The 25,377-nt window shown below is 48.7% G+C and carries 23 protein-coding genes and 1 riboswitch; of the genes, 16 read left to right on the top strand and 7 right to left on the bottom strand.

Features of this window, described 5'->3' with window-relative positions; translation table 11 throughout:
- The first annotated feature begins 6 nt into the window (after positions 1 to 6).
- The 3 genes from HPY27_RS13850 to HPY27_RS13840 are packed head-to-tail and all read left to right on the top strand — an operon-like array spanning position 7 to position 2,944.
- The gene (locus HPY27_RS13850; RefSeq protein WP_017252464.1) at positions 7 to 834 is read left to right on the top strand and encodes a carbohydrate ABC transporter permease; all 828 of its coding nucleotides are present in this window, start codon (positions 7 to 9) and stop codon (positions 832 to 834) included.
- A gap of 31 nt (positions 835 to 865) precedes the next feature.
- On the top strand, positions 866 to 2,194 hold the full coding sequence (locus HPY27_RS13845; RefSeq protein WP_017252463.1) for an ABC transporter substrate-binding protein: 1,329 nt from the start codon (positions 866 to 868) through the stop codon (positions 2,192 to 2,194).
- A gap of 30 nt (positions 2,195 to 2,224) precedes the next feature.
- Positions 2,225 to 2,944, top strand: a complete 720-nt coding sequence (locus HPY27_RS13840) for a glycerophosphodiester phosphodiesterase (RefSeq protein WP_017252462.1) — start codon at positions 2,225 to 2,227, stop codon at positions 2,942 to 2,944.
- A 63-nt stretch (positions 2,945 to 3,007) separates the two neighbouring features.
- On the opposite strand, the gene HPY27_RS13835 is transcribed toward HPY27_RS13840, so the two are convergent.
- Positions 3,008 to 4,996: a methyl-accepting chemotaxis protein gene (locus HPY27_RS13835; protein ID WP_174225253.1), complete on the bottom strand. Its 1,989-nt coding sequence runs from the start codon at positions 4,994 to 4,996 to the stop codon at positions 3,008 to 3,010.
- 119 nt (positions 4,997 to 5,115) lie between these two features.
- Positions 5,116 to 6,834 (bottom strand): gamma-glutamyltransferase, encoded by a 1,719-nt coding sequence (gene ggt, locus HPY27_RS13830; protein ID WP_173623288.1) that lies wholly within the window; start codon positions 6,832 to 6,834, stop codon positions 5,116 to 5,118.
- Positions 6,835 to 7,016: 182 nt separating this feature from the next.
- A riboswitch (cyclic di-GMP riboswitch) is annotated at positions 7,017 to 7,105 on the bottom strand.
- A gap of 249 nt (positions 7,106 to 7,354) precedes the next feature.
- Here ggt and HPY27_RS13825 point away from each other — a divergent pair.
- The 3 genes from HPY27_RS13825 (at position 7,355) to HPY27_RS13815 (ending at position 11,175) form a co-directional block, all read left to right on the top strand.
- The gene (locus HPY27_RS13825; RefSeq protein ID WP_017252459.1) at positions 7,355 to 7,972 is read left to right on the top strand and encodes an SET domain-containing protein; all 618 of its coding nucleotides are present in this window, start codon (positions 7,355 to 7,357) and stop codon (positions 7,970 to 7,972) included.
- 79 nt (positions 7,973 to 8,051) lie between these two features.
- On the top strand, positions 8,052 to 9,719 hold the full coding sequence (locus HPY27_RS13820) for a glutamine--tRNA ligase/YqeY domain fusion protein (RefSeq protein ID WP_017252458.1): 1,668 nt from the start codon (positions 8,052 to 8,054) through the stop codon (positions 9,717 to 9,719).
- Positions 9,720 to 9,840: 121 nt separating this feature from the next.
- Positions 9,841 to 11,175: an APC family permease gene (locus HPY27_RS13815; RefSeq protein ID WP_069851145.1), complete on the top strand. Its 1,335-nt coding sequence runs from the start codon at positions 9,841 to 9,843 to the stop codon at positions 11,173 to 11,175.
- A 70-nt stretch (positions 11,176 to 11,245) separates the two neighbouring features.
- Here the strand turns inward: HPY27_RS13815 and HPY27_RS13810 are convergent, their stop codons facing one another.
- The gene (locus HPY27_RS13810; protein WP_174225252.1) at positions 11,246 to 11,674 is read right to left on the bottom strand and encodes a GNAT family N-acetyltransferase; all 429 of its coding nucleotides are present in this window, start codon (positions 11,672 to 11,674) and stop codon (positions 11,246 to 11,248) included.
- Positions 11,675 to 12,153: 479 nt separating this feature from the next.
- Between HPY27_RS13810 and HPY27_RS13805 the strand changes: the two genes are divergently transcribed.
- From HPY27_RS13805 to HPY27_RS13785, 5 genes are read left to right on the top strand one after another with little or no spacing between them, the layout of a single operon-like run.
- Positions 12,154 to 12,759 carry a QueT transporter family protein gene (locus HPY27_RS13805; RefSeq protein ID WP_017252454.1) on the top strand — a complete coding sequence of 202 codons (606 nt, stop codon included), beginning with the start codon at positions 12,154 to 12,156 and terminating at the stop codon, positions 12,757 to 12,759.
- Positions 12,756 to 13,598 (top strand): energy-coupling factor ABC transporter ATP-binding protein, encoded by an 843-nt coding sequence (locus HPY27_RS13800; protein WP_174225251.1) that lies wholly within the window; start codon positions 12,756 to 12,758, stop codon positions 13,596 to 13,598. The genes HPY27_RS13805 and HPY27_RS13800 overlap by 4 nt, the downstream gene beginning before the upstream one ends.
- Positions 13,595 to 14,410 (top strand): energy-coupling factor ABC transporter ATP-binding protein, encoded by an 816-nt coding sequence (locus tag HPY27_RS13795; RefSeq protein ID WP_174225250.1) that lies wholly within the window; start codon positions 13,595 to 13,597, stop codon positions 14,408 to 14,410. Before HPY27_RS13800 ends, HPY27_RS13795 begins: the two co-directional genes overlap by 4 nt.
- A gap of 1 nt (position 14,411) precedes the next feature.
- Positions 14,412 to 15,200, top strand: coding sequence for an energy-coupling factor transporter transmembrane component T (locus tag HPY27_RS13790; RefSeq protein WP_174225249.1), 789 nt, complete (start codon positions 14,412 to 14,414; stop codon positions 15,198 to 15,200).
- Positions 15,201 to 15,216: 16 nt separating this feature from the next.
- A complete protein-coding gene (locus tag HPY27_RS13785; protein ID WP_174225248.1) occupies positions 15,217 to 16,065 on the top strand; it encodes an alpha/beta fold hydrolase in 849 nt (282 codons plus the stop codon).
- A gap of 39 nt (positions 16,066 to 16,104) precedes the next feature.
- Here HPY27_RS13785 and HPY27_RS13780 read toward each other — a convergent pair whose 3' ends face one another.
- A complete protein-coding gene (locus HPY27_RS13780) occupies positions 16,105 to 16,800 on the bottom strand; it encodes a hypothetical protein (RefSeq protein ID WP_174225247.1) in 696 nt (231 codons plus the stop codon).
- Positions 16,801 to 16,956: 156 nt separating this feature from the next.
- Between HPY27_RS13780 and HPY27_RS13775 the strand changes: the two genes are divergently transcribed.
- The 4 genes from HPY27_RS13775 to HPY27_RS13760 all read left to right on the top strand — a co-directional run bounded on the left by HPY27_RS13775 (position 16,957) and on the right by HPY27_RS13760 (position 22,346).
- A complete protein-coding gene (locus tag HPY27_RS13775) occupies positions 16,957 to 17,700 on the top strand; it encodes a gluconate 2-dehydrogenase subunit 3 family protein (RefSeq protein ID WP_217437973.1) in 744 nt (247 codons plus the stop codon).
- Between the two features lie 14 nt (positions 17,701 to 17,714).
- A complete protein-coding gene (locus HPY27_RS13770) occupies positions 17,715 to 19,436 on the top strand; it encodes a GMC family oxidoreductase (protein ID WP_174225245.1) in 1,722 nt (573 codons plus the stop codon).
- Positions 19,437 to 19,656: 220 nt separating this feature from the next.
- Positions 19,657 to 20,865, top strand: coding sequence for a trans-sulfuration enzyme family protein (locus HPY27_RS13765; protein WP_017252446.1), 1,209 nt, complete (start codon positions 19,657 to 19,659; stop codon positions 20,863 to 20,865).
- A gap of 26 nt (positions 20,866 to 20,891) precedes the next feature.
- The gene (locus tag HPY27_RS13760; RefSeq protein ID WP_174225244.1) at positions 20,892 to 22,346 is read left to right on the top strand and encodes a sigma-54 interaction domain-containing protein; all 1,455 of its coding nucleotides are present in this window, start codon (positions 20,892 to 20,894) and stop codon (positions 22,344 to 22,346) included.
- A 66-nt stretch (positions 22,347 to 22,412) separates the two neighbouring features.
- Here the strand turns inward: HPY27_RS13760 and HPY27_RS13755 are convergent, their stop codons facing one another.
- The 3 genes from HPY27_RS13755 to HPY27_RS13745 all read right to left on the bottom strand — a co-directional run bounded on the left by HPY27_RS13755 (position 22,413) and on the right by HPY27_RS13745 (position 24,425).
- Positions 22,413 to 22,736: an antibiotic biosynthesis monooxygenase family protein gene (locus HPY27_RS13755; RefSeq protein ID WP_017252444.1), complete on the bottom strand. Its 324-nt coding sequence runs from the start codon at positions 22,734 to 22,736 to the stop codon at positions 22,413 to 22,415.
- Between the two features lie 76 nt (positions 22,737 to 22,812).
- Entirely contained in the window at positions 22,813 to 23,706 is an 894-nt protein-coding gene (locus HPY27_RS13750) for an arylamine N-acetyltransferase (RefSeq protein ID WP_017252443.1), read from the bottom strand.
- Positions 23,707 to 23,909: 203 nt separating this feature from the next.
- Entirely contained in the window at positions 23,910 to 24,425 is a 516-nt protein-coding gene (locus tag HPY27_RS13745) for a stalk domain-containing protein (protein ID WP_017252442.1), read from the bottom strand.
- 223 nt (positions 24,426 to 24,648) lie between these two features.
- Between HPY27_RS13745 and HPY27_RS13740 the strand changes: the two genes are divergently transcribed.
- Positions 24,649 to 25,338 carry a uracil-DNA glycosylase gene (locus HPY27_RS13740; protein ID WP_069851122.1) on the top strand — a complete coding sequence of 230 codons (690 nt, stop codon included), beginning with the start codon at positions 24,649 to 24,651 and terminating at the stop codon, positions 25,336 to 25,338.
- The last annotated feature ends 39 nt before the right edge of the window (positions 25,339 to 25,377 follow it).

Raw genomic sequence — 25,377 nt, 5'->3', positions numbered from 1 at the left:
AGCAGCATGTATCGAGTGGTTTTGGCTTCACGCAAGACCGTGGAATGGATTGGACTTTTGATCGTGGCTTTCCTGTTTGTGTTCCCGTTTCTGTGGATGGCATCGACGGCTTTCAAAACGATGCCAGAGGTCCTGCAATTTCCCCCGACGCTTTTGCCTGAGACGTGGGAGTGGAGCAATTTCGCCCAAGCGTGGGAATCAGGTCCGTTCCTTATGTATACGTGGAACAGCATTCTGGTTGCGGTAGGGATTTTGATCCTGCAATTTTTGACAGCGGTGCCTGCGGCTTACGCTTTTGCCCGCTACAAGTTTCCGGGTCGCAATCTGTTGTTTGGTCTTGTCTTGATTGTCTTGATGATTCCTGGACAAGTCATCTTTTTGCCGATCTACGTGCAATTGAGCGGTTGGGGACTCGTTAATACGCTGTGGTCGCTCATCTTGCCGTACGCAGCCAGTGCTTTCGGAATCTTCCTGCTCAGGCAAGCATTCATGCAGGTGCCCGATGAAGTGATCGAGGCAGCACGTCTGGATAACGCGTCTGAATGGAAGATCATGTGGACGATCATGGTGCCGATGGCGAAACCTGTGCTGGTCACTTTTGGACTATTCAGCTTTATTTACCACTGGAACGACTATTTCTGGCCGCTGATTATGACCAACAGCGACGAGGTACGCACCTTGCCGATCGGAATATCCAGCTTACACATGTCCGACGGCGGAACCTTGTGGAACGTCATGATGGCTGGCAACATGATCCTCATTCTACCGATTCTCGTGATTTTCTTCGTGGCACAACGGCATATTATCAAAGCGTTTATCTACCAATCCAAATAAAAAAGATAGCTCTTAGGGAGGAAATCAAATCATGTTTTCCATGAAAAAGACGGGAACGATTCTATGTGCATTGACTATTGGTTTATCAGGAGTGTTGGCTGGATGCGGATCATCTGGAAAAGAACAGTCTGCTAGTACAGGCAGCACTTCTCAGCCAGCAGCGTCTACAGCATCCAGTGGCCCAGTCCAAATTGATTTCTGGTATGCGTTGGGTGGCGTTCGTGGGAAAACCATCGAGGATATGGTCAAAAAATTCAATGAAACACATAAAGATATTATCGTCAAACCAGCCTACCAAGGTGCGTATCAAGAAAACCATTCCAAAGTACTGGCATCTGTAGCAGCGGGCAACAATCCGGATGTGACGATGGTCGAGATCGCTTCGATCGCAGCATTTGCAGACGCAAAGGTTTTGGAAGATTTGACGCCCTATTCGCAAGGGGATGAAAAGAAGTACATTCCAGGTCTCATGAAAAACTCTTATTGGAATGACAAACTGTACGCAGTGCCATTTAACCGCTCCACTCCACTGCTGTACATCAACCGCGATATGTTAAAAGAAGCAGGACTTGATACAAACGGTCCGAAAACATGGGATGAGCTCGTCAGCTTTTCTCAAAAGCTGAGCAAGAAAGAAGGAGACAAAATTACTCGGTACGGCTTCTCGACGCCCGTGGATATCTGGTTCTACGAAGCGCTTGTTTTCCAAGGCGGGGGCAACATCCTGAGCGAGAACGGCAAGGAGCTGACGATCAACAACGAAGCAGGAAAAGCACCGCTTGAGCTCTGGTCCAAAATGGTGAAGGAAGGCATCATGAAAAACCCTCCAGGAGAGAACTACAATGCGTGGGATGTAGCGGAGCAAGACTTCCTGAATCAAAAAGTGGGCATGATTTTTACCTCGACAGGCTCCTTGACGGAATTGAAGAAAAATGCCAAATTTGACATGGGTGCAGCTTTCCTGCCAGCCAATAAAACGCTTGGTACGCCAACGGGCGGTGCGAATCTCGTGATGCTGGCGAAGTCGACCGATGCGGAGAAAAAAGCAGCGTGGGAATTCATGAAGTGGATGACCGATACCGAGCAAACAGTTCCTTGGTCAATCGCTTCCGGTTATATGCCTGTCACGACAGAAGCAATCGATTCGGCTGAAATGAAGGCTTTCTATGAAAAAGAACCAAACTTCAAGGTCGCGGTAGATCAACTGCAATACGGCTATCCTCGTCCAATGGCTCCAGGCTACAAAGAATTGCAGGATGTGATTCAAAAAGAACTGCAGCGTGCGATGCTTGGCCAAGCGACAGTAGATGAAGCGATGCAGGCGGCGACGGAAAAAGGCAGCAAGCTTTTGAAAAAATAACAGAAACGAAATGATAGAGGAGCTGGCGAAATGAACATTTGTATGGCACATCGCGGGTGGTCAGGCAAAGCCCCGGAGAATACAATGACAGCGATTCGACTGGCTTTGGCAGAGCCAGCTATCAAAGCAATGGAAATTGATGTACAGTTGACGCGTGATGGTGTTCCGGTGCTGATTCACGACTTTACGTTGGAACGCACGACCAATGGCCACGGTCTGGTCATGGATCATACCTTGGCAGAGCTGCGTGAGCTGGATGCAGGGAGCTGGTTTGGCGACAAGTTTTCAGGCGAAAAAATCCCTACACTCGAGGAAGTACTAGTCGCAGTAAAAGGTCGCTGCGCGCTAAATATCGAGTTGAAAGCAACAAGTGACATGTACCCGGGTATCGCTGAAAAGGTGCTCGCGCTTGTAGAAAAGCATGGAATGAAGCAAGAGGTGTACCTGACTTCCTTTGACCACGATTTGATCCGTCACGTTCGCACGCTCGACCAAGAAGTGCAGACAGGCCTGATTGTATATGGCCGACCTGTACTCATGCTGGAACAGATGGAGGCAGCAGGTGCCACGATCCTCTCCATGGGATATCCGTTTCTGACGCGTGAGCTAACTGCAGCCGCGATTGAAAAAGGCTTCCAAGTCATCGCGTGGACGCTGGATGATCCGAAGCATATCCGCGAAGTCATTTCGTGGCATCCTCAGGTTCAAATTTGCACGAACCATCCTGACCGGATGTGGGAGTTTGTGTAAGCGAAAGCAGGAAAGAGCCGCCGTGCACATGCAAGGCGGCTTTTCTTGTTTTCGTTGTTTGGACTATATCTTGAATTTGCTTACATGAGATTGCAGTTCTTCGGCTATTCTTGCCAGAGAAGTAGCTGATGAACTGACTTCTTCCATAGCTGCCAGCTGTTCTTCTGTGGCGGCTGACACGCTTTGTGTTCCATCAGCAGAATTCTCCGCTACTTCTTCAATGACACTGACCAATTCTACCACCTGTTTGGTACCAAAAGACATTTGCTCAGAATAAGCTTTTACTTCTTGAATTTGGCTTGCTACCTGCGTGACAGCATCTTGGATCTGTTCGAAGGACTTGCCTGCATTGTTAACGACTGTAAGTCCAGTGGCGACCTCTTTGGTGCCCTGTTCCATCGAAAGGACAGCCTGGTTTGATTCGAGCTGAATCGTCGTAATCAACAGTGTGATCTGTTGCGCGGATTGCGCGGACTGCTCAGCCAATTTGCGCACTTCGTCTGCAACAACGGCGAATCCGCGCCCCTGTTCACCAGCTCTCGCCGCTTCAATAGCTGCGTTAAGTGCTAACAGATTTGTTTGTTCAGCGATACCGGTGATGACTTGTACAATTTGTCCGATTTCCTGCGAGCTGTTTCCTAATCGTTTGACGATATCGGCAATGTTGCCAACAGTGTTCTCGATCGATTGCATCTGGCTGATAACGACCTGAAGGGCCTGATTGCCTTCCACTGCAATTTGGGAAGCGCCCAAAGCTGATTCGGCAGCTTGCTGTGCATTCGTGGCAACCCGCTGGGCCCCTGTCGATACACCTTGAATTGCGGTGACACTTTCCTCTACACTCTTCACTTGCTTTTCCGCACCGTAAGCTACTTCCTGAATCGTTATGGCGATTTGCTCGGTAGCCTTGCTCGTATGGTCGGAGTTGACAGACAATTCCTCTGCTGAAGAAGCAAGATCTGAAGCTGTATCATTTACTTGTTGAATAATCGTTCGCAGGTTGAGCACCATTGTGTTTACGGATTGGGATAGCTGTCCAACCTCATCCTTGGTTTGGATCTGCAAGGGTTGTACAGTCAGTTCACCCTCGGAAATGCGGTTAGCCACGGAGGCAACTGCCGCAATAGGGCGGGAGATTTGCCGGGAAACAGCGTACGCGATTGCGATCACGACAGCAACAACAATGATGACAATGATCGTAACCATGTTGGTAACGGATGAAACCGCAGACGTTATGGATTCGACAGGGATATGCAGATACAAACCAAAGTTGGTCTTGGGAATGGGGGAATAGGTGACAACGTATTCCTTACCATTGTCCGAGTAGCTGTATGAGCCCTTTTCTGTTTTTCCTGATTTCAGGATTTCCATTAATGGTTGCGGCAGAGCGGATTCCTCAAGCGGTTTTCCGATCAGATCCTGGGTAGGATGGTACTGAATCTGGTCCTTGTTATCAACGAGAATCGGATAGCCATCGTTGCCTACTTTCAAATTCTTGAGGAATGTAGCTGTGAAGTCATCTACATTGACGAGCCCGGTCAAGACACCAAGCTTCTCATTATTTTTCGCTTTTACAGGGGAAGCGACGATGATAGAGCGATTGCCGGTTGTCTTCGCAACTAGAACATCGGAGAAGCTGGGCTTGTCCTGCATACCGTCTTTGAAGAATTGGCGCTCGCCAAGATTGATTCCAACGCTTTTGGGGAACGTATCAGCCGTTACTTTTCCATCACTTGCGATAAAGGTATTTCCGTCATACAGTTTCATTTCCTCGGTAAACTTGCGGATGAATTCATTTTTTGCCGCTGCATCATCGGATTGAATATCCGAGGTACGGGCTAAAATCTGAATTTCTGTCATACGCCGGTCCAGATATTGATCCATAGCTATGGCTGTACTGGAAGTAAGGTCAACATAGGATGATTTTTGTTTATCAATCAGAATGGATGAAAAGCTGCTCGTGATAAACATCGAAACGGCAGTAAGTGGAATGACGGCCACGACGAGAAACCAAAGGATCATTTTGTTCCTGAGTTTGTTGAACAAAAACATAGGATTTTTCCGCTCCTAATCCGTGATTGAGATATTTCTTTCTTTGTGAAAAGCGGTCTGCCACAAGGAAATATAATACAGGTAGACTGCTGAGTTTAACTCAGCAGTCTGACAAAATATCAATATCCCATTGCTGCGCCTTCACCGCGAGGGTCAGCACCGCCAAATTTTACATTGGTTTGCGGGTCAATCAGGATTGCGCCGGACTGTCCCATCGTATCGGTATAGGCTGCTTCCAGCTTTTCGACTGGATGCCCACGTTTTATTAACTCGTCCAGGACGTCTTGAGGGATGCGGCTTTCCACCTTGAGATTGTTGGAATCAGATCCCCAGTTGCGTCCATGTAGCCATCTTGGTGCTTCGATTGCGTCTTGTACGCTGAAACCAAAGTCGACGATACGCGTGACAAGAGCGGCTTGCGTTTGCGGCTGTCCTTCTCCCCCTTGTGTTCCGTAGAGAAGATAAGGCTTGTCCCCTTTAAAGAGCATAGCTGGATTAATGGTGTGGAAGGTACGTTTTCCTGGTTCCAAGTGATTGATGTGTTTGGAGTCCAAAGAGAAATAGCTTCCGCGGTTTTGCAAAAGGATGCCCGTATCTTTCGCTACGATGCCGGAACCCCAGTCAAAATAGTGACTCTGAATGATGGACACGGCATTTCCATCTTTGTCGACGATCCCGAACCAGGTTGTATCGCCTTTTGGATCAAGCGGTTCTACGGATTTGGCAGCTTGCTTCATATCAATGCGCGCAGCTAAATCTTTCCCGTGCTGCTTGGACAACAGCTCATCCACAGGGATATCCACAAAGGCAGGGTCAGTCAGCCATTTGTCACGGTCAGCAAAAGACTGTTTGGTAGCTTCCACAATCGTGTGATAGTAATCGGGTGTTCCTTCACCCATGCTCTTGAGGTCAAAGTTATTCAAAACATTAAGAATAGAGAGCGATGCCATGCCTTGGGAGTTAGGCGGAACGTTGTACGCTTTATATCCGCGGTAGTCTACCGAAATCGGATCTGCCCAAGTGGAGGTGTGCTTCTCAAAATCTTTCAACGTGAGCAATCCGCCGTTGGCTTGCATGTCTGCTACGATTTTTTTAGCTACTTCTCCTTTATAAAAACCGTCAGCGCCTTTTTTCGCAATGATTCGCAAAGTATTGGCAAGATCCTTTTGTTTGAGAATTTCGCCTGCTGCATAGGGATCACCGTTGGGCTTCAGGAATGTTTTACGGAATCCATCAAAACGTTGAAGATTCTTCAAGTTATTGTCAGTTGGATCTGTCGCGTATTTCGTCCAATATACTTGGTTGGGGGAGACTGGATATCCGTTCTCGGCGTATCCAATGGCAGGCTCCAGCAGTTTGTTCCATTGAACCTTACTGTTGCCCATGCTTTTATGGGCGTAGTTGTAAGCCTCCCACCAGCCGGAGACGACACCAGGGACAGTGTTTGCCGATTCATAACCGCGGGACGGGATTTTTTCGTAGCCTTTGTTTTTGTAATAGTCGATGGTTGCCTTTTCGCCTGCGCGACCACTGCCGTTCAGTGCCTTCAGCTCTTTTGTTTTGGCATTGTAGATGAGCCAGAAGTTATCTCCACCAATGGTTGTGTAATGAGGATAGACGACAGCTAATGTGGAAGCGGCTGTAATAGCAGCATCTACAGCGTTTCCACCGTTTTCCAATGTCTTCAGGGCCGCAGCCGTAGCCAGATAGTGAGGAGTCGTCACCATTGCGTTCGGTGACATCGTTGTTGGACGGTTAGCAGCTTGTGCCCCAGAGAATGTTGATACCCCGATGACAGCAGTCAGCGCGACGGTTGAGAGTTTCTTCCAGAATGACATTCCTATGAAACCTCCTTCATGATGAATAGAATAATGAATTCATTAAACCGGCTATCCGCTGTTGCCTCACCTCCTTCAAAAGTCAAAAATACACAAACATACAAAAATAGACAAAAATAGACATTATGTGCGCAAAAAAAGACCAATGATATAGGATCATTGGTCTCGTCCTACATCAATACTTCGGTAGCTGGCAAGCGTGTCCGCTGTTGCGGAGGTAGCCCCTGTAGCTTTGCGTCGCCGGATTTCCCCGGGTTTGCCGTTTCGATATCAATGGATGAAGCATAAAATTGACACATTTACTGATGCGATCGTTGTGGGAAAATGTTCCTAAAACACCGTTTGCCAATAATATAGACTATTTACCATTTGTGGTAAATAAGAAAAAATTTTTTAATCCAGAAAAATAGTCAGGAAAGCTATGGGGAGGGGTGTTTTTCGCAGACATTCACACACCTCATGGGGCTGAATTGCTTATGATGATAAAAAGGCACATAAGCCAAGGAGTGAAACAAAGACCATGATGCATCCCGATACAGAATTGCGCTATATCAACGATGAGATCGGGTACGGTGTGTTTGCGACAAGGTTTATCCCAAAAGGAACGATTGTATGGGCACAGGATAATTTGGACCAGGTATTGGACCCTGCATTTGTGGAAAAACTTGACTCATTACGAAAACAGGACGTGCAAAAATATTCATTCAAGAACCAGTTCGGAAAGTACATTCTTTGTTGGGATAAGGCAAGGTACGTGAACCACAGCTTTCATGCGAATTGTGTGCCGACCATGTATGATATGGAATTGGCTGCACGGGATATTTTTCCGGGCGAAGAGCTGACCGATGATTATGGAACGTTAAATCTGGATGAACCTTTTGAGTGTTTGCCCGAGTCTGACACGGATCGCTCCCGTGTAATGCCCGATGACTTGCTTCGGTATTACCCACAGTGGGATCGGATTGCAGCGGAAGCATTCCAACGTTTCAATCATGTTGAACAGCCTTTGTTGCATCTGATTTCCCCGAAGCATCTCGAAACGATTCGAGGGATCACGGAGCAGCGCTTAGCCATTGATTCTGTCATTCATCTGTATTGCAGGCCACAATGGCAAACGAGGCAGCAATGGAAGACGTGAGCGGGTCGGTCCACGACCCGATTTTGTTGAACTCTGGGTAGAGAATCAGTATTATGGAATGTAAAGGTGAAGTGAAAGGTTGATTTCATTGGAAAACAAGGTAGCGGCATCCAATTTTATCCGCAATATCATGATTGATGACTTGCAAGAGGGCAAAGTAAAAGAAATTATTACCCGCTTTCCCCCAGAACCGAACGGGTATCTTCATATTGGACATGCAAAAGCGATTTGCCTCAACTTTGAGTTGGCACGTGAATTTTCCGGCAAGGCCAACCTGCGTTTTGACGACACCAACCCGGTGAAGGAAGACATCGAATACGTAGAGGCCATCAAAAGGGACGTTCAATGGCTTGGCTTCGAATGGGATGGGCTGTTTTTTGCATCTGATTACTTTGAAGAGATGTACAACCGTGCGGTGCTGTTGATTAAAAAAGGTCTGGCTTACGTAGACGATCTGTCTCCCGAAGAAATGCGTAAAATGCGTGGAACATGGACAGAGCCAGGCACAGATAGTCCGTTCCGCAACCGATCTGTGGAGGAAAACCTGGATCTGTTTGCACGGATGCGCCAAGGGGAATTCAAGGACGGAGAAAAGGTGTTGCGTGCGAAAATCGATATGGCTTCTCAGAACTTCAACATGCGTGATCCGGTTCTGTATCGAATCTCCCATGCAACGCATCACAATACGGGCGACAAATGGTGCATCTATCCGATGTACGACTTCGCTCATCCGTTGGAGGATGCCATCGAGGGCGTGACACACTCCCTGTGTTCACTGGAATTCGAAGATCATCGTCCGTTGTACGACTGGGTAGTCCGCGAGTGCGAAATGGAGAGTGTACCACGCCAGTACGAATTTGCCCGCTTGAATCTGACCAACACCGTTATGAGTAAACGCAAGCTGAAACAGCTTGTTGATGAGAATGTAGTAGACGGCTGGGATGACCCGCGCATGCCAACCATCGCAGGCTTCCGTCGTCGCGGCTATACACCGGAAGCGATTCGTACATTCGCTCGTGAAGTAGGGGTAGCGCGCGCTAACAGCACGGTTGACGAGAAAATGCTGGAGTATTTCATCCGTGAGGACCTGAAGCTGAAGGCACCACGTACGATGGCTGTTTTGAATCCGTTGAAGGTCGTCATCACGAACTATCCGGAAGGACAAGTCGAGATGCTCGAAGCGGAGATTAATCCAGAGAACCCAGAGATGGGCAATCGTCAAATTCCGTTCTCCCGCGAAATCTACATTGAGCAAGACGACTTCATGGAAAACCCGCCGAGCAAGTATTTCCGCCTGTTCCCGGGAAATGAAGTGCGTCTGAAGCACGCGTACTTCATTAAATGCAATGACGTCGTGAAGGATGCAGATGGCAACGTGATCGAGATCCATTGCACGTATGACCCTGAGACGAAGAGCGGCAGCGGTTTTACAGGTCGCAAGGTAAAAGGGACGATTCACTGGGTGGATGCGACCAATGCGCTTCCTGCTGAATTCCGTTTGTACGAGCCATTGATTATGGATGATGAAGACGCAGAGGGCACATTCCTCGACAACGTTAACCCGAATTCGTTGGAAGTGCTGCAAGGCTATGTGGAGCCAAATATGAAAGAAACCAAGCCACAAGACAAGTATCAATTTTTCCGTCATGGCTATTTCAATGTCGATCCGAAGCATACGACAGATGATAAGCTCGTATTCAACCGGATTGTATCGTTGAAGAGTTCCTTTGAACTGCCAAAAGCATAGGAAATACGTATATAAATCAAGCGCTGCTGTGCATGGAGAACCCGTGTGCAGCAGTGCTTTTTTCTTTCGTGATTATAAATCAACGTGTATAATTATTCTGTTACATAAAGGGGGACAGGTAGTGAACGGGAGAGCAGAACTAACACGTAGTTTGAAGTTGCGACATATTGTCGTAATTGGACTGGGCTACATGGCCCCGATGGCCGTTTTTGACACCTTTGGCATTGTATCTGGAGAAACGGGGGGACACGTTCCTGCTGCTTATGCAGTCACACTTCTTGCGATCCTGTTTACGGCGGCAAGCTACGGAAAGATGGTACGGCTATTCCCTTCAGCAGGGACCGCGTACACGTATACGCAACAAACGATTCATCCCTATGCAGGATTTTTGGTAGGCTGGGCATCTTTGCTAGATTATTTATTTTTACCGATGATTAACGCCTTGTTGACGGGAGTATACTTATCATCCGTGTTTCCTGACGTGTCGACAGCATGGTGGATTATTGGTTTCATTGTATTGGTGACGGGGTTAAACGTATTTCGCGTAACGGTAACCGCATCCGTTAACTCGATTCTAGTGCTGTTTCAAGTCGTGGTCGTCGTATTATTTGCGGGATTGGCAATCCGTGGTCTTATGCAAGGTGACGGGCTTGGCCACGTATTCAACCTGCGTCCATTTTTGTCACCGGATATGTCTGTCATTGCACTGCTTTCCGGTGCGTCGATTCTTTGCTTTTCCTTCCTTGGCTTTGATGCAGTAACCACGCTCACGGAGGAAACCGTCGATGCGAAAAAGACGATTCCTCGCGGGATTATGCTCGTAGCACTCGCAGGAGGAGCGTTATTTATTACGGCCTCTTATTTCATGCAATCATTATTTCCTGATGTTTCGGTATTGTCTGATCCAGAAGCGGCCTCTGCGGAGATTGCTCTGTTTATCGGTGGGACGATCTTTCAATTGGTGTTTTTGGCGGCAGCGTTGTCTTCGACACTGGCATCCGGACTGGTATCAGTCACGAGCGTGACACGCTTGTTGTACGCAATGGGACGAGATGGATTTTTGCCGCGACGCTGGTTCGGTTATGTACATCCGAAGCTGAGAACGCCTTTGCTTAACGTCTTACTGGTCGGAGCGTTGATGCTGTTCGCTTTGTACATGGATTTGTTAACAGCAACTTCCTTTATTAACTTCGGCGCACTAATCGCTTTTAGCTTTGTGAACATCAGCGTAATGGCGTACTATTTCCGTAAACAAAAGAACAAGCATAGCAAGGATTGGTGGGGCTTCGTGTTGTCTCCACTCATCGGGACAACGTTCATCGCCTTTCTGTGGGTCAACCTCGAAACAACGTCCATGATGCTGGGCTTGCTATGGAGCTTTGTAGGCTTGATCTATTTGTTGTACCTGGTGAAGGTCAAAAAAACCAATTTGGAAATGGTGAAGTTTGAGGAGTAACATGTGGAAGACAAAGAGCCCTACACCGATTATTGGATGTAGGGCTACTTTTTTGCGGAAGATTAGACTGCTAATCAATTCTCTTCTGTAGGTAAAATCTTTGATGGGAAAGAGGGCAATCCTCGAGTACACCATGTATTTCGTACCCGTGTTTTACATAAAAGTCCTTTGCTTGAAAATCAAAAGTATCTAAATGAATCAAATGAATGCCATACTCCCTAGCTGTGTTTTCAATTTCAAGAAGAAGTTTGCTTCCCAATCCGGTCTTTCTCAAATCATCTCTGACCCACAAAGCATCAATGTACAAACATCTCCAAGAATAGTACACACAATTTATTCCCGCAATGATAGTGCCATCTTCATCACGAACGTGTTTATTGATTTTTGAAAAAGGAACGGTCAGTTCAAAAGGAACATTCGATTCATTGTATTCAACGATTCTTTGCTCAATAAATTCAGCGTCATCTTTCGTGCTTTCTCTGACTACATATTGTCCCATGATAACTCCTTTATTTAGTTATCTTGAATATTTGATTAGTTTGACTACTAGTATATCACGAGGGTGTATGGAAGACACCGCCGCACGTGGCTCTCTCTTTTTTATTCATTTCGATTCTCCCTAAGAAAGCAGGGGGAAAGCAAACAGCTCGCAGAGGAAACAGGAGAAATAAGCGAAGATCTTAGGGACACCGACCGAGACGGAATGCAAAAAGCGAAACACGCCCTTAAGCGTCCACCTCTGAAACACATCCTGAACCGGCCACTTTGGACGCGGTTTCGCTTTTTGCATGGAGGCGGGCAGTCAATCCCCCAGCTGGTGGCCCTAGAAGCTGAGCGTTTTCTCCTGTTTCCTCCCCACCCTACCGCTAGAACCAATGGTTTTACCCACCCTCTTCTAGACGATCCAGAAAAGAGAGAGTAAACTGGCTACAGGAATATTCCAAACATTAACACTTGACACAAGGAGGAGTTATTCTGATGCTCTCGAATCTGTTCCGGCGGAAGTGGACGACGGTAGATTACGTCCTGATTGTCGTCACTGCCGCGCTCTACGCTGTTGCCATTATTATGCTTGCCAATATCAAGCTCATTCCTTCCGTACCGATCCGTCCGGCCAATGCCCTTCAGCCCGTTTTTGGCATGTTATTCGGCTTGCCGGGATGCATTGGTCTTGCCTTTGGAAATATGGTCAGTGATTTGTTAACCGGAAGCGCACCGCCTCATGCGATCGCGGTCGGTTTCTTTTCTAATTTTATGGGTGGCTTTATCGGGCTACTTGCTGTGAGTCATCCTGCCCTGAAAACAAAACGAAGCGTTTTTCAATACATCGTGTTTGTAGTCATCATCAGCTCGGCAGTAGTAGCATGCGGGATTCTCGTTAATTTTGCACTGGGATTGACTCCGAAAGAGGTAGTTGCTGTATTCATCCCGACGGTGTTCTTGAACCAAGCCATATCAACGGCAGTTCTGGGACCGATCCTCTTAAAGCTGTTGTACCCATTCGTGAAGCGCTCTGGACTATACCGGGGTCGCCCCTTGCAGGATTTTAACTATCTCGGGAATGAAAGCAGGATCGCAAGGTGAAAACAGAACCATTGCTGCGAGTAAACGGAGTTTATTGGCATTATGAAGAGGGAGCACAGCCTGCGCTAGCGGACATTCATCTGGCGCTTTATCCAGGGGAAGTAGTCGGCGTAGTCGGGCCTGCTGCCGCAGGGAAAACGACGTTGCTACTGACGATGTCGGGTCTGATTCCAGCTAACTACGGTGGACATTTCGTGGGGAGTGTCGAGTCCAATGGCGAGCAAGGCATCGTCTTTCAGGACCCGGAGTCGCAGTTCATCGGGCTGACCGTCGAAGAGGAGCTTGCCTTTTCGCTTGAGAATGCCGGGTGGTCGGACGAGCGAATCGAAAAAAGAATGGCAGAGGTACTCGATCTGATCGGATTGAACGGCTTTGCTAATCGTTCGCCTCTTGAGCTATCGGGGGGAGAAAAGCAGCGGGTGGCAATTGCATCCGCTCTTTCCCACAGCCCACAGGTACTCATTTTGGATGAGCCTACTTCTGAGCTGGACCCAGTGGGAGCGCGGGAGGTCTTCTCGCTTCTTTCACGTTTGAAGCGGGAAAAAGAAATGACGATTGTGGTATCGTCCCATGCGACAGAAGAGCTCGCAGCCTTTTGCGACCGAATGATTCTGATTGCCGAGGGGAAAATCGTTCTGGACCAGCCAACTCGCCAATTTTTTGACCAAGTGGACGTGTTGGACGAGTATGGCATATTGGTCCCGGATGTCATCCGACTCTATCACATGCTATGCCAGGAAGGCGTCTTGTCGGCGTCCTCTGCTGGTGTGCCTCTGACTGTTGAGGAGCTGGCACTCTACTACAAAGAAGCACGGCTCGTTCGGGAGGGAAGCCTGTGAGTGTCGTTATTGAGTTCGATGAGGTCTGGTATGGCTATGAAAAGGAAAAGCCGGTGCTGCATGGCGTTTCGCTCCAACTGAAACAGGGAGAATTCGTCGCCATCATCGGGGGAAATGGTTCCGGTAAAACGACATTGGCCAAGCATTGTAATGGTCTATACAAGCCAACGCAGGGTACCGTCAAAGTGAATGGTCTCGATACCAAGACGATGAGCGTTGCCCAACTATCGAGAATCGTGGCCTATTGCTATCAAAATCCTGATCATCAAATCTTTCATTCGACCATAAAGGCAGAGGTAGCATTTGGGCCCAAAAACATGGGCTGGCTGCCTGAAAAAATAGAGCAAGCTGTCGCGGAGGCGTTGGCAGCAGTGGGGTTATCCGACAAGGGTGACGAAGAACCCTATTTTTCGAGCAAAGGCACGAGGCAAAAGATTGCGGTGGCTTCGATCTTGGCGATGAAGCCGCAAGTCATCGTGCTGGACGAACCTACGACCGGTCTCGATTACCGAGGCATGCAAGAAATGATGGAGCTGGTGCGGCATTTACACGCGGAAGGACATACGATCATCGTCATCACGCATGATATGCGTCTGGTAGCGGAGTACGCCCAGCGAGTGATCGTTATGCATAAAGGAAAGCTGCTATGCGACGGGGACCCAGTGCACGTATTTTCGCAACCACAAGTATTAGCTGCTGCCCAAGTAGAAGCGCCTGCCATTTATCGTTTTGGGAAGGCTGCGGGGATCGACGACCCGATTCCCCTCACGCTGACAGCGATGAAAAAACAGGTGCTGGGAGAGGGGATCTAAGATGAAGAATGCCCATCCGAGCTACACGCTGCTTGTATTCGTGCTGCTGGGCTTGCTCCCTTTTTTATTCCAGGACCCGCGTGCGCTAATTGTTCTGTTGGCGATAAACATCGCACTGATTGCCAAGCTGGGCTGGGAGCGCTCTATGATTAAGGCGTACATATTGGTTGGTGGAATCGGTTCGTGCTTTGCAGTGATTACGTGGCTACCGTTTACCAATGTAGGCACTCCGTACTGGAGCAGCACCATTCCGTTGATCCATTATCCCGTGCAAATCACGGATGTCGGTGTCTTATGGGCATTGGGAATGGGACTTCGACTGGCAAATGTCGCGTTATTGTCCATGTATTATGTGTTTTCGACTTCGCCCAGAGAGATAGCGATGGGACTTCGCGGGATTGGCGTTCCGTTTTCGATCAGTTATTTGCTCTCGCTCATTTTTCGCTTTATCCCCCTCGTCAAAAATGATTTGGCGATCATTCGGGAAGCGCAGATGGTACGAGGGATGTCGACGAGCGAAGGAAATGTTCCGGAACGCATCAGGAAGTACAGCTACTTGCTCGTACCGCTCATCTTCAACTCACTCAAGCGTGTACAATTGATTGCCAATGCATTGGATGCGAAAGGCTTTCGCATGCGTAACAGTCAGCATCGGTTTTACCGTAGCAAACGCTGGAAAAAAGCAGAAGTACTCACACTAGTGGCCGGTGTATGTATCGTCTCGGCACTGTTTTACATCGCCAGGCTGCATCCAGATCATATTGGCGTGCTGATTCCGGGGCGTATTTAGTGAGGAGGTAGGCAAAATGGACGAAGCATTGTTTTCGCAGGTCAATCGTTTGCAGGTAGAAGAGGGCACGCTGGAGTACGGCGTAACAGGAAAGTCAGATGCACCTGCCTTGCTGCTTTTGCATGGCATTCGCAACACTAAGCTGCTATTTGCGCCCATCCTGCCACGATTGGCAGAGCGATGTCGGGTGATTGCGGTAGATATCCGTGGTCACGGGAATTCTGTGAGCCATGGTTCCTTTTCGTTTGAGCGGATTGTAACGGATTTGATTCAACTTTTGGATGCAGAACAGCTTGAACAAGTGACGATTGTCGCAGCGTCCTTTTCTGCTGTGCCTGCCCAGATGCTTGCGATTCGCGAGCCTAAGCGTGTAGCGTCGCTCGTATTGCTGGATGGAGGGTATTATTCCTTGGGAGAAGTGCCTGGATTCAATAGGGAGAAGGTTGTAGAGCGGCTGGCAACCACGCGTTTTTCTTCTGTAGAGGAAGCGGAAAGGCAGTTCGCAGAGCGGTATGGTACGAGAGTGATGCCAGAGGGCTGGATGCGAGACGAGCTTTTGAAAAGGGAAGACGACAGCTACGGATACCGTTTGCCGAGGGAAGCTTTCTCCGCTTATTTCAAAGAGTACAGCGTCCATAGCCAACCGGAATTGTTCCAACAGCTGACATGCCCAGTACTATTACTGCTGGCTGACGACAGCTTATTGTCAAAAGAAGAGCAGCAGTTTCATCATCAGGCAGTCGCCCATTATCAGGGGATTGTGAAGCAGGCCAAGGTGAAAAGGATACAGGAAGCTCAACATTTGCTGATGGTAACGCATCCGCAAGAGACCGTGAACGAAATCCAAGATTTTTTATCGAAATAAGGAAGGGGCAAGCGAGGATGCTTGTCCCTTTTTCTTTGTTTACCGCTTTGCTTCGCGTATGAGCACGCTCAGCTGTTCGGCCATGGTTTGATTATTTTGGTGCTCCTTCATTTGCTTTTTCACTGTTTCTAGCGCTTGGATGCCTTTTTTCGAGTTCACGACCTTCACGGGTGTATCCGTTCCATAGATACGCTCGATTTGGGTGCGTGCTTGTGCGAATGTGTTCTGATGATCACTCGTACCCAATGTACCTGCGGTTCCGCTCCCTGATTTTGTATGGGCAGCATCATGCCCTCGACTGGAGCTTCCCGAGTAATTGCTAATGAGATGGGACTGCATCGGGTCCATTTGATTGATCGATTGTGTATTGGCAGTAGAAGGGGCCAAGTAGATGGCATCGTTCACGATCAATGCCTGAACGCCGTGAACGCCTGCTGCCTTCAGTTGGGCTTCCAGCTTTGTAGAAGGACCGCCCGTGTGCAAGTGTGAGCTGCCCATGGAGCTGTAGAGAGCATTGCCCATTCCGCTATACGTATGGCCGTGCGCGTTTGTCGTGAATTTCTTATCACGATCCACGCTTGGAATAACAGTTGCGCCTTTTGGAGTTTGCGCAATGGACTGTGTACGTGCTGGTGGATGCGGCTTCGTAGGCGGAGCAGCCTGATTCATACAAGCTGTCATTAGAAGTACAGCCCCTAACCCTGCGGTTCCTACCCATGTATGGAAGTGCTTCATCACGATCCCTCCAAGTCTTCCTGCCTAGATAAACTTATCCTTTGTTCGCTGCATGAAGTTATGAGTGGAGTATGTTGGAAAAAATTCCGGTGATCACGAGTATCTTGTGGAAAAAATGCACAAACCAAAGGAAGGAAATCACTGGAGGTGGTAGATTTGGCAGATTCAAACAACGTGAAGGAGCAGCCAGTATCCCGAAGGAACTTCTTGAAAAACTCCGGCCTGGTGCTCGGAAGCTTGGTCGTGGGTGGCGTGGCAGGGAGCTTGCTCCGCAAACCAGAACCTCCGGCGCAGCCAGCAGCACCGCCCCCTGCTGCCGATTACAATCAGGCACTCATGTTTTTTACGCCTGAGCAATTTAAGGTGGCGGATGCCGCTTGTGAGCGCATTTATCCTGAGGATGAGCTAGGTCCGGGCGCGAAGGCACTCGGTGCCGCTTATTTCATTGACCACCAGCTAGCGGGTGATTGGGGCTTTAATGCTCGTGAATACATGCAAGCGCCCTTTTTTCCAGGTGAGATCACACAGGGCTATCAAGGCAGGTTGAAACGTAGGGAAATATTCGATATTGGCCTTCAAGAGATGAACAACTACAGTAACAGTACCCATGGAAAACGGTTTTATGAACTCCCGGCGGAGCAGCAGGACGCGGTTTTAAAGGCTTTTGAAACCGATGAAGTAAATTTGACGACCATTTCGGCGAGCACTTTTTTCAATATGCTGCGGGCCAGTACGATCGAAGGCGTTTATGCAGACCCTCTGTACGGAGGTAATAAAAATATGGACGGCTGGAAAATGAAGAATTTCCCAGGTAATCAGATGGCGTATACACAGCTGATCGATAAGCCTGAGTTTGTGAAGATGGCTCCCTTAAGTCTGCGGGATCATCAACAACATTAAGGGGGACTGTACATATGGCCAAAAAGCTGCCCAAGGTTGACGTCGTAATCGTGGGGGTGGGCTGGGGAGGAGGCATTATTGCTTCCGAGCTAACCAAGCAAGGTTTGAAAGTAGTGGGACTAGAGCGAGGCAAGGAGCGGAAAACCGAAGACTACTTCATGGTACACGATGAATTGCGTTACGCTCTTCGTTACGAGATGATGCAAGATTTGTCCAAGGAAACGATTACGTTCCGCAGTAAAATGAACGTTCGCGCGCTTCCCATGCGGTCATACGGTTCCTTTTTGATCGGGACAGGACTCGGGGGAGCTGGTATCCACTGGAACGGACAGACCTTCCGTTTCCTGCCGTATGATTTCGAAATTCGCTCCAAGACGATTGAACGGTATGGGGCAAAGAAAATTCCTGAGGGAATGACGATCCAGGATTGGGGCATTACCTACGATCAATTGGAGCCGTACTTCGATAAGTTTGAAAAGATGGCGGGAATCGCAGGCGAGGAGAATCCGTTGGGGGGAAAACGCTCCAGTCCTTATCCGATACCTCCGATGCGTACGACACCGAGTATGAAAATGTTTGCAGATGCGGCGAAGAAGAAAAGCCTGCATCCATACATCCTACCATCTGCAAATCTCTCGCAAGCGTATACCAATCCAGACGGGGTGGCTCGGGCAGCTTGTCAGTACTGCGGCTTCTGTGAAAGGTTTGGTTGCGAGTACGGAGCAAAAGCCGATCCAGTGGTGACGGTGATCCCGGTAGCGAAAAAGACAGGGAAGTTTGAAATTCGCACGCATTCCCATGTCCGCAGAATTTTACATACAGGGAACAAGGCGACAGGCGTCTTGTATACGGATGTCACGACAGGGGAGGAATTCGAACAGCCCGCCGATATTGTGGTGATGACGAGTTATGTATTCAACAACGCGCGAATCTTGCTCATGTCCAAGCTGGGGAAACCGTATGATCCAGCAACAGGAAAAGGCGTAATCGGAAAAAATTATGCCTACCAGGTCATGAGAGGAGGCGCAGTCGGCTTCTTCGACGACAAGGAGTTTAACAATTATGCAGGCGCAGGCTCGTTAGGAATGTGTTTGGATGACTACAACGGTGATAACTTCGATCACTCCGATTTGAAATTTATCCATGGGGCGAATATCGCTGTCACACAAACTGGCTTTCGACCAATCGGCACGAACAAGGTGCCACCGGGAACGCCTAGCTGGGGCAAGGATTTCAAGGCTGCATCGATCAAATACACGAATCGGTTCATATCCGTAGGCGCCCAAGGAGCTTCCATGCCATTTCGACAGCACTTCCTTGATCTGGACCCGACGTACAAGGACGCATTTGGTGATCCGTTGATGCGCATTACGTATGATTTCGTGGATCAGGACAGGGAGCTGGCGGCTTTTTGTGCGGATAAGTGCGCAGAAATTGTGAAAGAAATGGGTGCGAACGAGAAGCTCGAAATCAACCGCAAGCTCGGACCCTACGATATCACACCATACCAATCGACGCACAATACAGGTGGCGTCATCATGGGAGCCTCTCCAGAAACCTCAGCCGTTAACAACTACTTGCAGATGTGGGATGCGGAAAACGTATTTGTCGTCGGGGCTTCTGCCTTTGCGCACAATAGCGGCTACAATCCGACAGGAACGATGGGTGCTCTCTCCTATCGAGCGGCAGAAGGCATTTTGAAATACAGGAAAAGCGCGGGCGGCATGCTCGTATAAGCTGTTTTTCTAGTAATGCAAAACGTAATTGCAACTATGCGAAAAAGTCGTTGGGGCAACTAACGGCTTTTTCTCGTGAATTCGAAAAAAATCATTTGCATGATTGCGAATGTCTGCGAGCGCAGAAAGGGAAGAGCGCTGGAATGATGCGGTTTCTCACCTTGGCACGCTCCTTGCTATACCCTTTGGTAACAGCACAAGCAAAAGGGAGAGACGAGAAATGACGACAAACAAGTGGAAGATGGACACCTCCATTATTCATACAGCACAAACGCCTTGCCAAAAAACAGGAGCAGTCGTATCCGCGGTGGTACCTGCCGTGGCCTACGCGTTTCCAGATGCAGACTCCGCAGCGGCGTGCGTGGCTGGGGAGCGGGAAGGAACGTACTACGGAAGATATGGCAACCCTACCATCACCACTTTGGAACAAAAAATCGCCGCATTGGAAAATGGCGAAGCTGCCTTGGGCGTAAGCAGTGGGATGGCAGCCATTTCGGGAGCTTTGCTCGCCTTTTTGAAGCAGGGTGATCATGTCGTGTGTACCCGAGATGTGTACGGGGGTAGCTACAAGTTTCTTACGACCATGGCCCCGCGTTATGGCATTGCGACGGACTTCGTCGATTGCACCAATTTGCAGGCAGTCGAGAGCGCTTTTTTGCCAAACACAAAAGTCCTGTACCTCGAAACACCCTCGAACCCGTGCCTGACTGTTTTAGATATCTCGGCGTTGTCACGTTTGGCGCACGCGCATGGCATTGTGGTCATCGTCGACAATACCTTCTTAACGCCATACTTGCAGCGACCGCTTGAGCTAGGGGCGGATGTCGTCGTGCATAGCGCCACCAAATATTTGAACGGACATGGGGATGTCATCGCGGGCTTCATCGTCGGGAAGCAGGAGCAAATCCAATTCATGCGAAAAAACGTCATGGGAGACTTGGGACAAAATTTGAATGCTTGGGATGCTTTCTTGATCTTGCGTGGGCTGAAAACACTCGGCTTGCGTGTCAGACAGCATGGGCAAAACGCGCAGGCAGTGGCGGAGTTTTTGGCGCAGCACCCTGCAATCTCGCACGTCTACTACCCTGGTCTGCCTTCTCATCCACAGCATGAGCTGGCTAAACGGCAAATGGCCGGAATGGGCGGGATCGTTTCCTTTGAAGTAAAAGGCGGCTACGAAGCAGCCAAATCTTTCATTAACGCTCTGCACTTGGCTATGATATCGTTTAGTTTAGGAGATCCCGAGACACTGGTACAGCATCCTGCCTCGATGACGCATTCCTCGATTCCTGCCTCTGAGCGAATCAAGTTCAACATTACGGACGGTCTGATTCGTTTATCGACTGGCTTGGAGGATGTGGAGGATATCATCGCGGATTTGGAGCAGGCGCTAGCTAGTCTGCCAATGGCGGCAGTGTCTAGGGGATAAAGGAACGTGAAACTGGAGGATTGGGCATGACAGAGTTTTCCCGGATCGAGGAATTCATTCAATCGTACGCCGACAATATTTCCAAGGTACTGGGACTCGATGTCACCATCCTGGATGAACAAGGGATACGTGTGAGCGGGACCGGCTACTATCAGGAGTTGATTGGATTGCCTGCGCCGGAGGGATCGTTTTTTCGAATGATCCTGCAAACCGGACAGCCGGGAATGATTTTTGACATGAAAAAGAACGAATCGGAGTGTGGCAATTGCAAGTTTTTGCAGCAATGCCGAGAGCTGGCGACGATTGGATTTCCGGTGCACAAACGGGAGAAGACGGTAGGGGTCATCGGAATTATTGGTTTTTCCCCTGAACAAAAAGAAAAAATGCTGCACCACTCGGAAAAATGGATGCCGTTTTTGCAGCATACGAGTTCCTTGATTGAGCACAAGCTGCTAGAGCTGGATGCGCAACGGGAGAAGAGCTGTAACATTCAAGAGGAAATGCCGCAGGCCTCGGTTCATCCGGTGTATTTCGCCCAGCTGATTGGGGCAGAAACAGGCTTGCGCGATGTGATTGCCAAAGCGAAAAAAGTGACGCACAGCATTTCCACTGTTTTGATCCGGGGAGAGAGCGGAACGGGCAAGGAGCTGTTAGCAAAAGCCATTCACTGCGAGAGTGCGCGCAGCAGACAGCCATTTATCGCAGTCAATTGCGCGGCGATTCCTGAGACCTTGTTAGAAAGCGAGTTGTTCGGGTACGAAGGTGGCGCATTCACAGGCTCGAGACGCGAAGGGAAGCCGGGAAAATTTGAATTGGCCCACAAGGGAACGATTTTTCTGGATGAAGTAGGCGATATTCCGTTGTTCCTCCAGCCCAAGCTGCTGCGCGTCCTTCAGGAGAAAACAGTAGATCGGGTAGGCGGCGTGAAGACGCTAGGCGTGGATGTACGTGTTATTGCTGCTACACACAGAGATTTGGAGAGCATGGTCAGGGAAGGAACGTTTCGCGAGGATTTATATTATCGACTAAATGTCATCCCCTTGCGGTTAAAGCCGTTGCGTGAACGCACGGAGGATATTGCGCTTTACTTGCAGCATTTTCTGTATCGATACGGGACGTTGCTGCAAAAAGGTAGACTGGAGCTCGAAGCCCAGCTCGTCCAACGACTACAGGCATACGAGTGGCCGGGGAATATTCGTCAGCTGGAAAATGCCGTCGAGTATATGGTCAACATGGCGGAGGGGCAAGTCATCGGCAACGAGGAGCTTCCTGAGTATTTGCTGTTCGAGGATGAACCGACGACAGTAGGCAGCGATTTGGGATTGGAAAAGCTGGTGGCAGAATATGAACGCTCCATTCTCCACCGATATTTGAATGCAGGCAAGTTTGGACAGGACAAAGCCGCGATTGCCAATGAGCTGCAAATCAGCTTGTCGACCTTGTACCGGAAGATGGAGAAATACGGTTTGGAAAAAGGATAGAGGAAAATAAAAAACCAGCCTGGATTGATCGGAGTTTTTCCGAGGTCTGGGCTGGTTTGTTTGTATTTACGAAGGCTGCGGTTCTTTTTTCGCTTTCAACTCGTAATGGCCGGTATTGCCGCTAATGTACCACTCAGGGGTCTTTTCTTCGCGCGCTTCGCGGTGACCTGCCAGATGAACATCACTCAGCTCCCACTGCTTCCACGCTTCTTTTGATTCCCAGCGGATTATGACGACCACTTCTTCTTCACCTTTTCGTGGCTTCTGTACTAGCACGCTCAAATCTACAAAACCAGGAGCCTTCTCAACAGCACCAGGCTCGCTAAAGCCTTGTACGATTTTGTCAGAATGACCTTCCTGGACGACGTATGTTTTTATCTCCATCATCATGAAGTGCGACACTCCTTATATACCATTTCCCTACTTTTCCATATTATTGAGAAATATTATCATTGTCAACCAGATATTAGCAAATGGTAGGACGATCGAGAGCTTCGTTTTCAAGTGGGACTTCTTTTTTCTTGGGGGCAGAGAAAATATCAATACCACGTTCGAGCAAGATTTCTACCGCCTCGCGAACAGGGAGAAGTGGCAATTGCATTTCATCGGCTACGGCGGCTTCTATATCAGAGATCGTGTGGAGTGGTGTTATCTGGTCTGTGCCATCTGAATAACCGATGTGGAGAGTGTTGTTTTTGAGGACCACGAAGCGATCTTGCTCTAGCTGAAAACGATGAATGTGAAGTCGATTCAAAAATAAGGCGTCTGGTAAAAAAGAGGAGCGGATGACCTCCGACAAGTCGGACAGTTCTTTTCGTTCATTCGGATGAAAATCCCACGGAGGAATTGCCACTTTTCCGTTTTCATACCGCGTAAAGCGATAGTGTTCAGGATGATCGGGACTTTTGGTCAATTCCATCGAAACAGTGCCAAAAGGCCTGGAATGGTTCCCGTCTTCCAGAAAATGAATCGGCTCAAAGATAGGAGCGGTAGCCCCCGTATCCACATAGACGGGTGTCTCTCCTGTGTTCGGACCGTCGATCAGGATGGCAGTATGCCCACCGCCTGGCAAGATGAGGTGACCGAAGAAGCCAAGGGAGCGAAGTAGCGCGAGAAAGCTGTGATTGGTGGTATAGCATGTGCCGCCAAAATGATGGTGGATCGCATTGTGCACATATTCCTCAGGGGTCGGTGCCACATGTTTTCCGTCACGGAAGAAGAGCAGCTTGCTTACATTTTCATAAGGGAAGGTCTGCAGATGCGCGCGACAGAGCTCACTGAGATAAGAGAGGTTAGGGGACTTGTGATCTAGCTGTAAACGTTGAAGGTATAAACTCGCCCAGTTCGGTAAGGTAGACATAAACAAGTTCACTCCTTATATAAAATAAATAGTAAATAAAAATGTCTGTTAAGTTTCGATAGGGAGATCGTATCACATGGGACAAGTGGTAATCAATCTAAATTTTTCCAGGAAATAAAAAAGGCACCGGAAGGATATCCTCCGGTGCTAGCGGGTCCCTAGTCCGCTGTCTTTTTCGTACGAATAAATAAGTGCAGAAGAAATTATAATAACGACTTAATTTCCCCGGTATTCGGGTTCACTACGAACCAGCCATACGTACTGGTGTAGCTGTCGCCAGATTGGAAGTTGTTCACGACCGTTTGGTACACTTGGATGACATAGTGACCTTTTTCGTCGTCATGAGCGTACTCGACTACATGTGTCGGCGAGAGTTTGCCAGCGAATTTCTTTTTCACCAGCTCGATCGCTTCCATTTTGGAGTACATTTTTGCTGTTGGAATTTTACCGATGAAAATCGATTTGGTTCTCGCATCGTAAATGACCGGTTTGTTCAGGTTCTCTGCTACGAAGCGGATTGGTACATAGACGGAGTTTTTGTACATGATGCCTTGTACGTCGCTGTTTGGTGATTTCGGCATCCCGTCAAAGTAGTAGGTGAACGGTGTTTTCATTCCTTCTTCCGCGTCTGGAAAAGCGGGTGCTGCAATGGCAATTCCGGAAAAGAGCACCGAACCTACAACAATGCCCCCCAAAAATGACTTTATGTCCCATTTCATGATGTGAAACCCTCTCCCTTTCTCTTTTCTCTAAATCTTCCCAGCAATCATTATGTCAAAGATCATAGGAGAAAAGCTATCAAACGAGGGTACTAGGAAACAAAGACTAGGAAACATGGGAAAGATAGGACCAAGTCAGAATGGTCCTAGTTCTCGAATCAGTGGTTCAGTGATGGGGAGGTTTGTGGTAAGGTAGAAAAAAACAGCGGACAAGGTGAGGTACATGACTACCATATTGCAAAATGACTGGGCCCCCGTATTGGCCGATGAATTCGAAAAGCCCTATTATGTAAAGCTTCGTCAGACGTTGAAGGAAGAGTATCAGACACAGACAATTTACCCAGATATGTTTCATATATTCACAGCGCTGCACCTGACTGACTATCAGAATGCAAAGGTTGTGATTTTGGGGCAGGACCCGTATCACGGACCGGGACAAGCACATGGATTGAGCTTTTCGGTCAAGCCGGGAATCAAGCCGCCTCCGTCTCTGGTCAACATTTACAAAGAATTGAAAAGCGATGTCGGTTTTGAAATTCCCCAGCATGGTTACCTGAACCATTGGGCGAAGCAAGGCGTCATGATGCTGAACACCGTTCTGACGGTTCGTCGCGGCACTCCGAATTCGCACAAGGACATTGGGTGGGAGACGTTTACGGATCGAATTATTCATTTGTTGAACGACCGGGAGACTCCCCTTGTTTTCATCCTGTGGGGAAAGCATGCGCAGGAGAAAGCGGCATTCATTGACCGAAACAAGCATTTCGTCATCGCCTCCCCGCATCCGAGCCCATTTTCGGCGAATCGCGGCTTTTTTGGCAGTCGTCCTTTTTCGCGGACCAATGAGTTTTTGCGTTCGCGCGAGCTTCAAGAGATTGATTGGCAGTTGCCGATGCAGGTAGAGGAAGAGTAGCCTGCATTTGTGCAGGGAAAAGGAAAAGGATCTCCATTG

Source organism: Brevibacillus sp. HB1.1 (assembly GCF_013332445.1).
Classification (GTDB): domain Bacteria; phylum Bacillota; class Bacilli; order Brevibacillales; family Brevibacillaceae; genus Brevibacillus; species Brevibacillus porteri.
The sequence above is the reverse complement of the archived record's forward strand: the minus strand, read 5'-3'. Positions and strand labels throughout refer to the sequence as shown.

What these genes read in the sequence shown, in the direction of transcription:
- ggt (WP_173623288.1), bottom strand. Translation starts at nt 6,834, where the DNA reads ATGTCATTCTGGAAGAAACTCTCAACCGTCGCGCTGACTGCTGTCATC.
- HPY27_RS13840 (WP_017252462.1), top strand. Translation starts at nt 2,225, where the DNA reads ATGAACATTTGTATGGCACATCGCGGGTGGTCAGGCAAAGCCCCGGAG.
- HPY27_RS13765 (WP_017252446.1), top strand. Translation starts at nt 19,657, where the DNA reads ATGACGACAAACAAGTGGAAGATGGACACCTCCATTATTCATACAGCA.
- HPY27_RS13770 (WP_174225245.1), top strand. Translation starts at nt 17,715, where the DNA reads ATGGCCAAAAAGCTGCCCAAGGTTGACGTCGTAATCGTGGGGGTGGGC.
- HPY27_RS13835 (WP_174225253.1), bottom strand. Translation starts at nt 4,996, where the DNA reads ATGTTTTTGTTCAACAAACTCAGGAACAAAATGATCCTTTGGTTTCTC.
- HPY27_RS13790 (WP_174225249.1), top strand. Translation starts at nt 14,412, where the DNA reads ATGAAGAATGCCCATCCGAGCTACACGCTGCTTGTATTCGTGCTGCTG.
- HPY27_RS13750 (WP_017252443.1), bottom strand. Translation starts at nt 23,706, where the DNA reads ATGTCTACCTTACCGAACTGGGCGAGTTTATACCTTCAACGTTTACAG.
- HPY27_RS13825 (WP_017252459.1), top strand. Translation starts at nt 7,355, where the DNA reads ATGATGCATCCCGATACAGAATTGCGCTATATCAACGATGAGATCGGG.
- HPY27_RS13805 (WP_017252454.1), top strand. Translation starts at nt 12,154, where the DNA reads ATGCTCTCGAATCTGTTCCGGCGGAAGTGGACGACGGTAGATTACGTC.
- HPY27_RS13850 (WP_017252464.1), top strand. Translation starts at nt 7, where the DNA reads ATGTATCGAGTGGTTTTGGCTTCACGCAAGACCGTGGAATGGATTGGA.
- HPY27_RS13745 (WP_017252442.1), bottom strand. Translation starts at nt 24,425, where the DNA reads ATGAAATGGGACATAAAGTCATTTTTGGGGGGCATTGTTGTAGGTTCG.
- HPY27_RS13810 (WP_174225252.1), bottom strand. Translation starts at nt 11,674, where the DNA reads ATGGGACAATATGTAGTCAGAGAAAGCACGAAAGATGACGCTGAATTT.
- HPY27_RS13755 (WP_017252444.1), bottom strand. Translation starts at nt 22,736, where the DNA reads ATGATGATGGAGATAAAAACATACGTCGTCCAGGAAGGTCATTCTGAC.
- HPY27_RS13845 (WP_017252463.1), top strand. Translation starts at nt 866, where the DNA reads ATGTTTTCCATGAAAAAGACGGGAACGATTCTATGTGCATTGACTATT.
- HPY27_RS13785 (WP_174225248.1), top strand. Translation starts at nt 15,217, where the DNA reads ATGGACGAAGCATTGTTTTCGCAGGTCAATCGTTTGCAGGTAGAAGAG.
- HPY27_RS13780 (WP_174225247.1), bottom strand. Translation starts at nt 16,800, where the DNA reads ATGAAGCACTTCCATACATGGGTAGGAACCGCAGGGTTAGGGGCTGTA.
- HPY27_RS13740 (WP_069851122.1), top strand. Translation starts at nt 24,649, where the DNA reads ATGACTACCATATTGCAAAATGACTGGGCCCCCGTATTGGCCGATGAA.
- HPY27_RS13760 (WP_174225244.1), top strand. Translation starts at nt 20,892, where the DNA reads ATGACAGAGTTTTCCCGGATCGAGGAATTCATTCAATCGTACGCCGAC.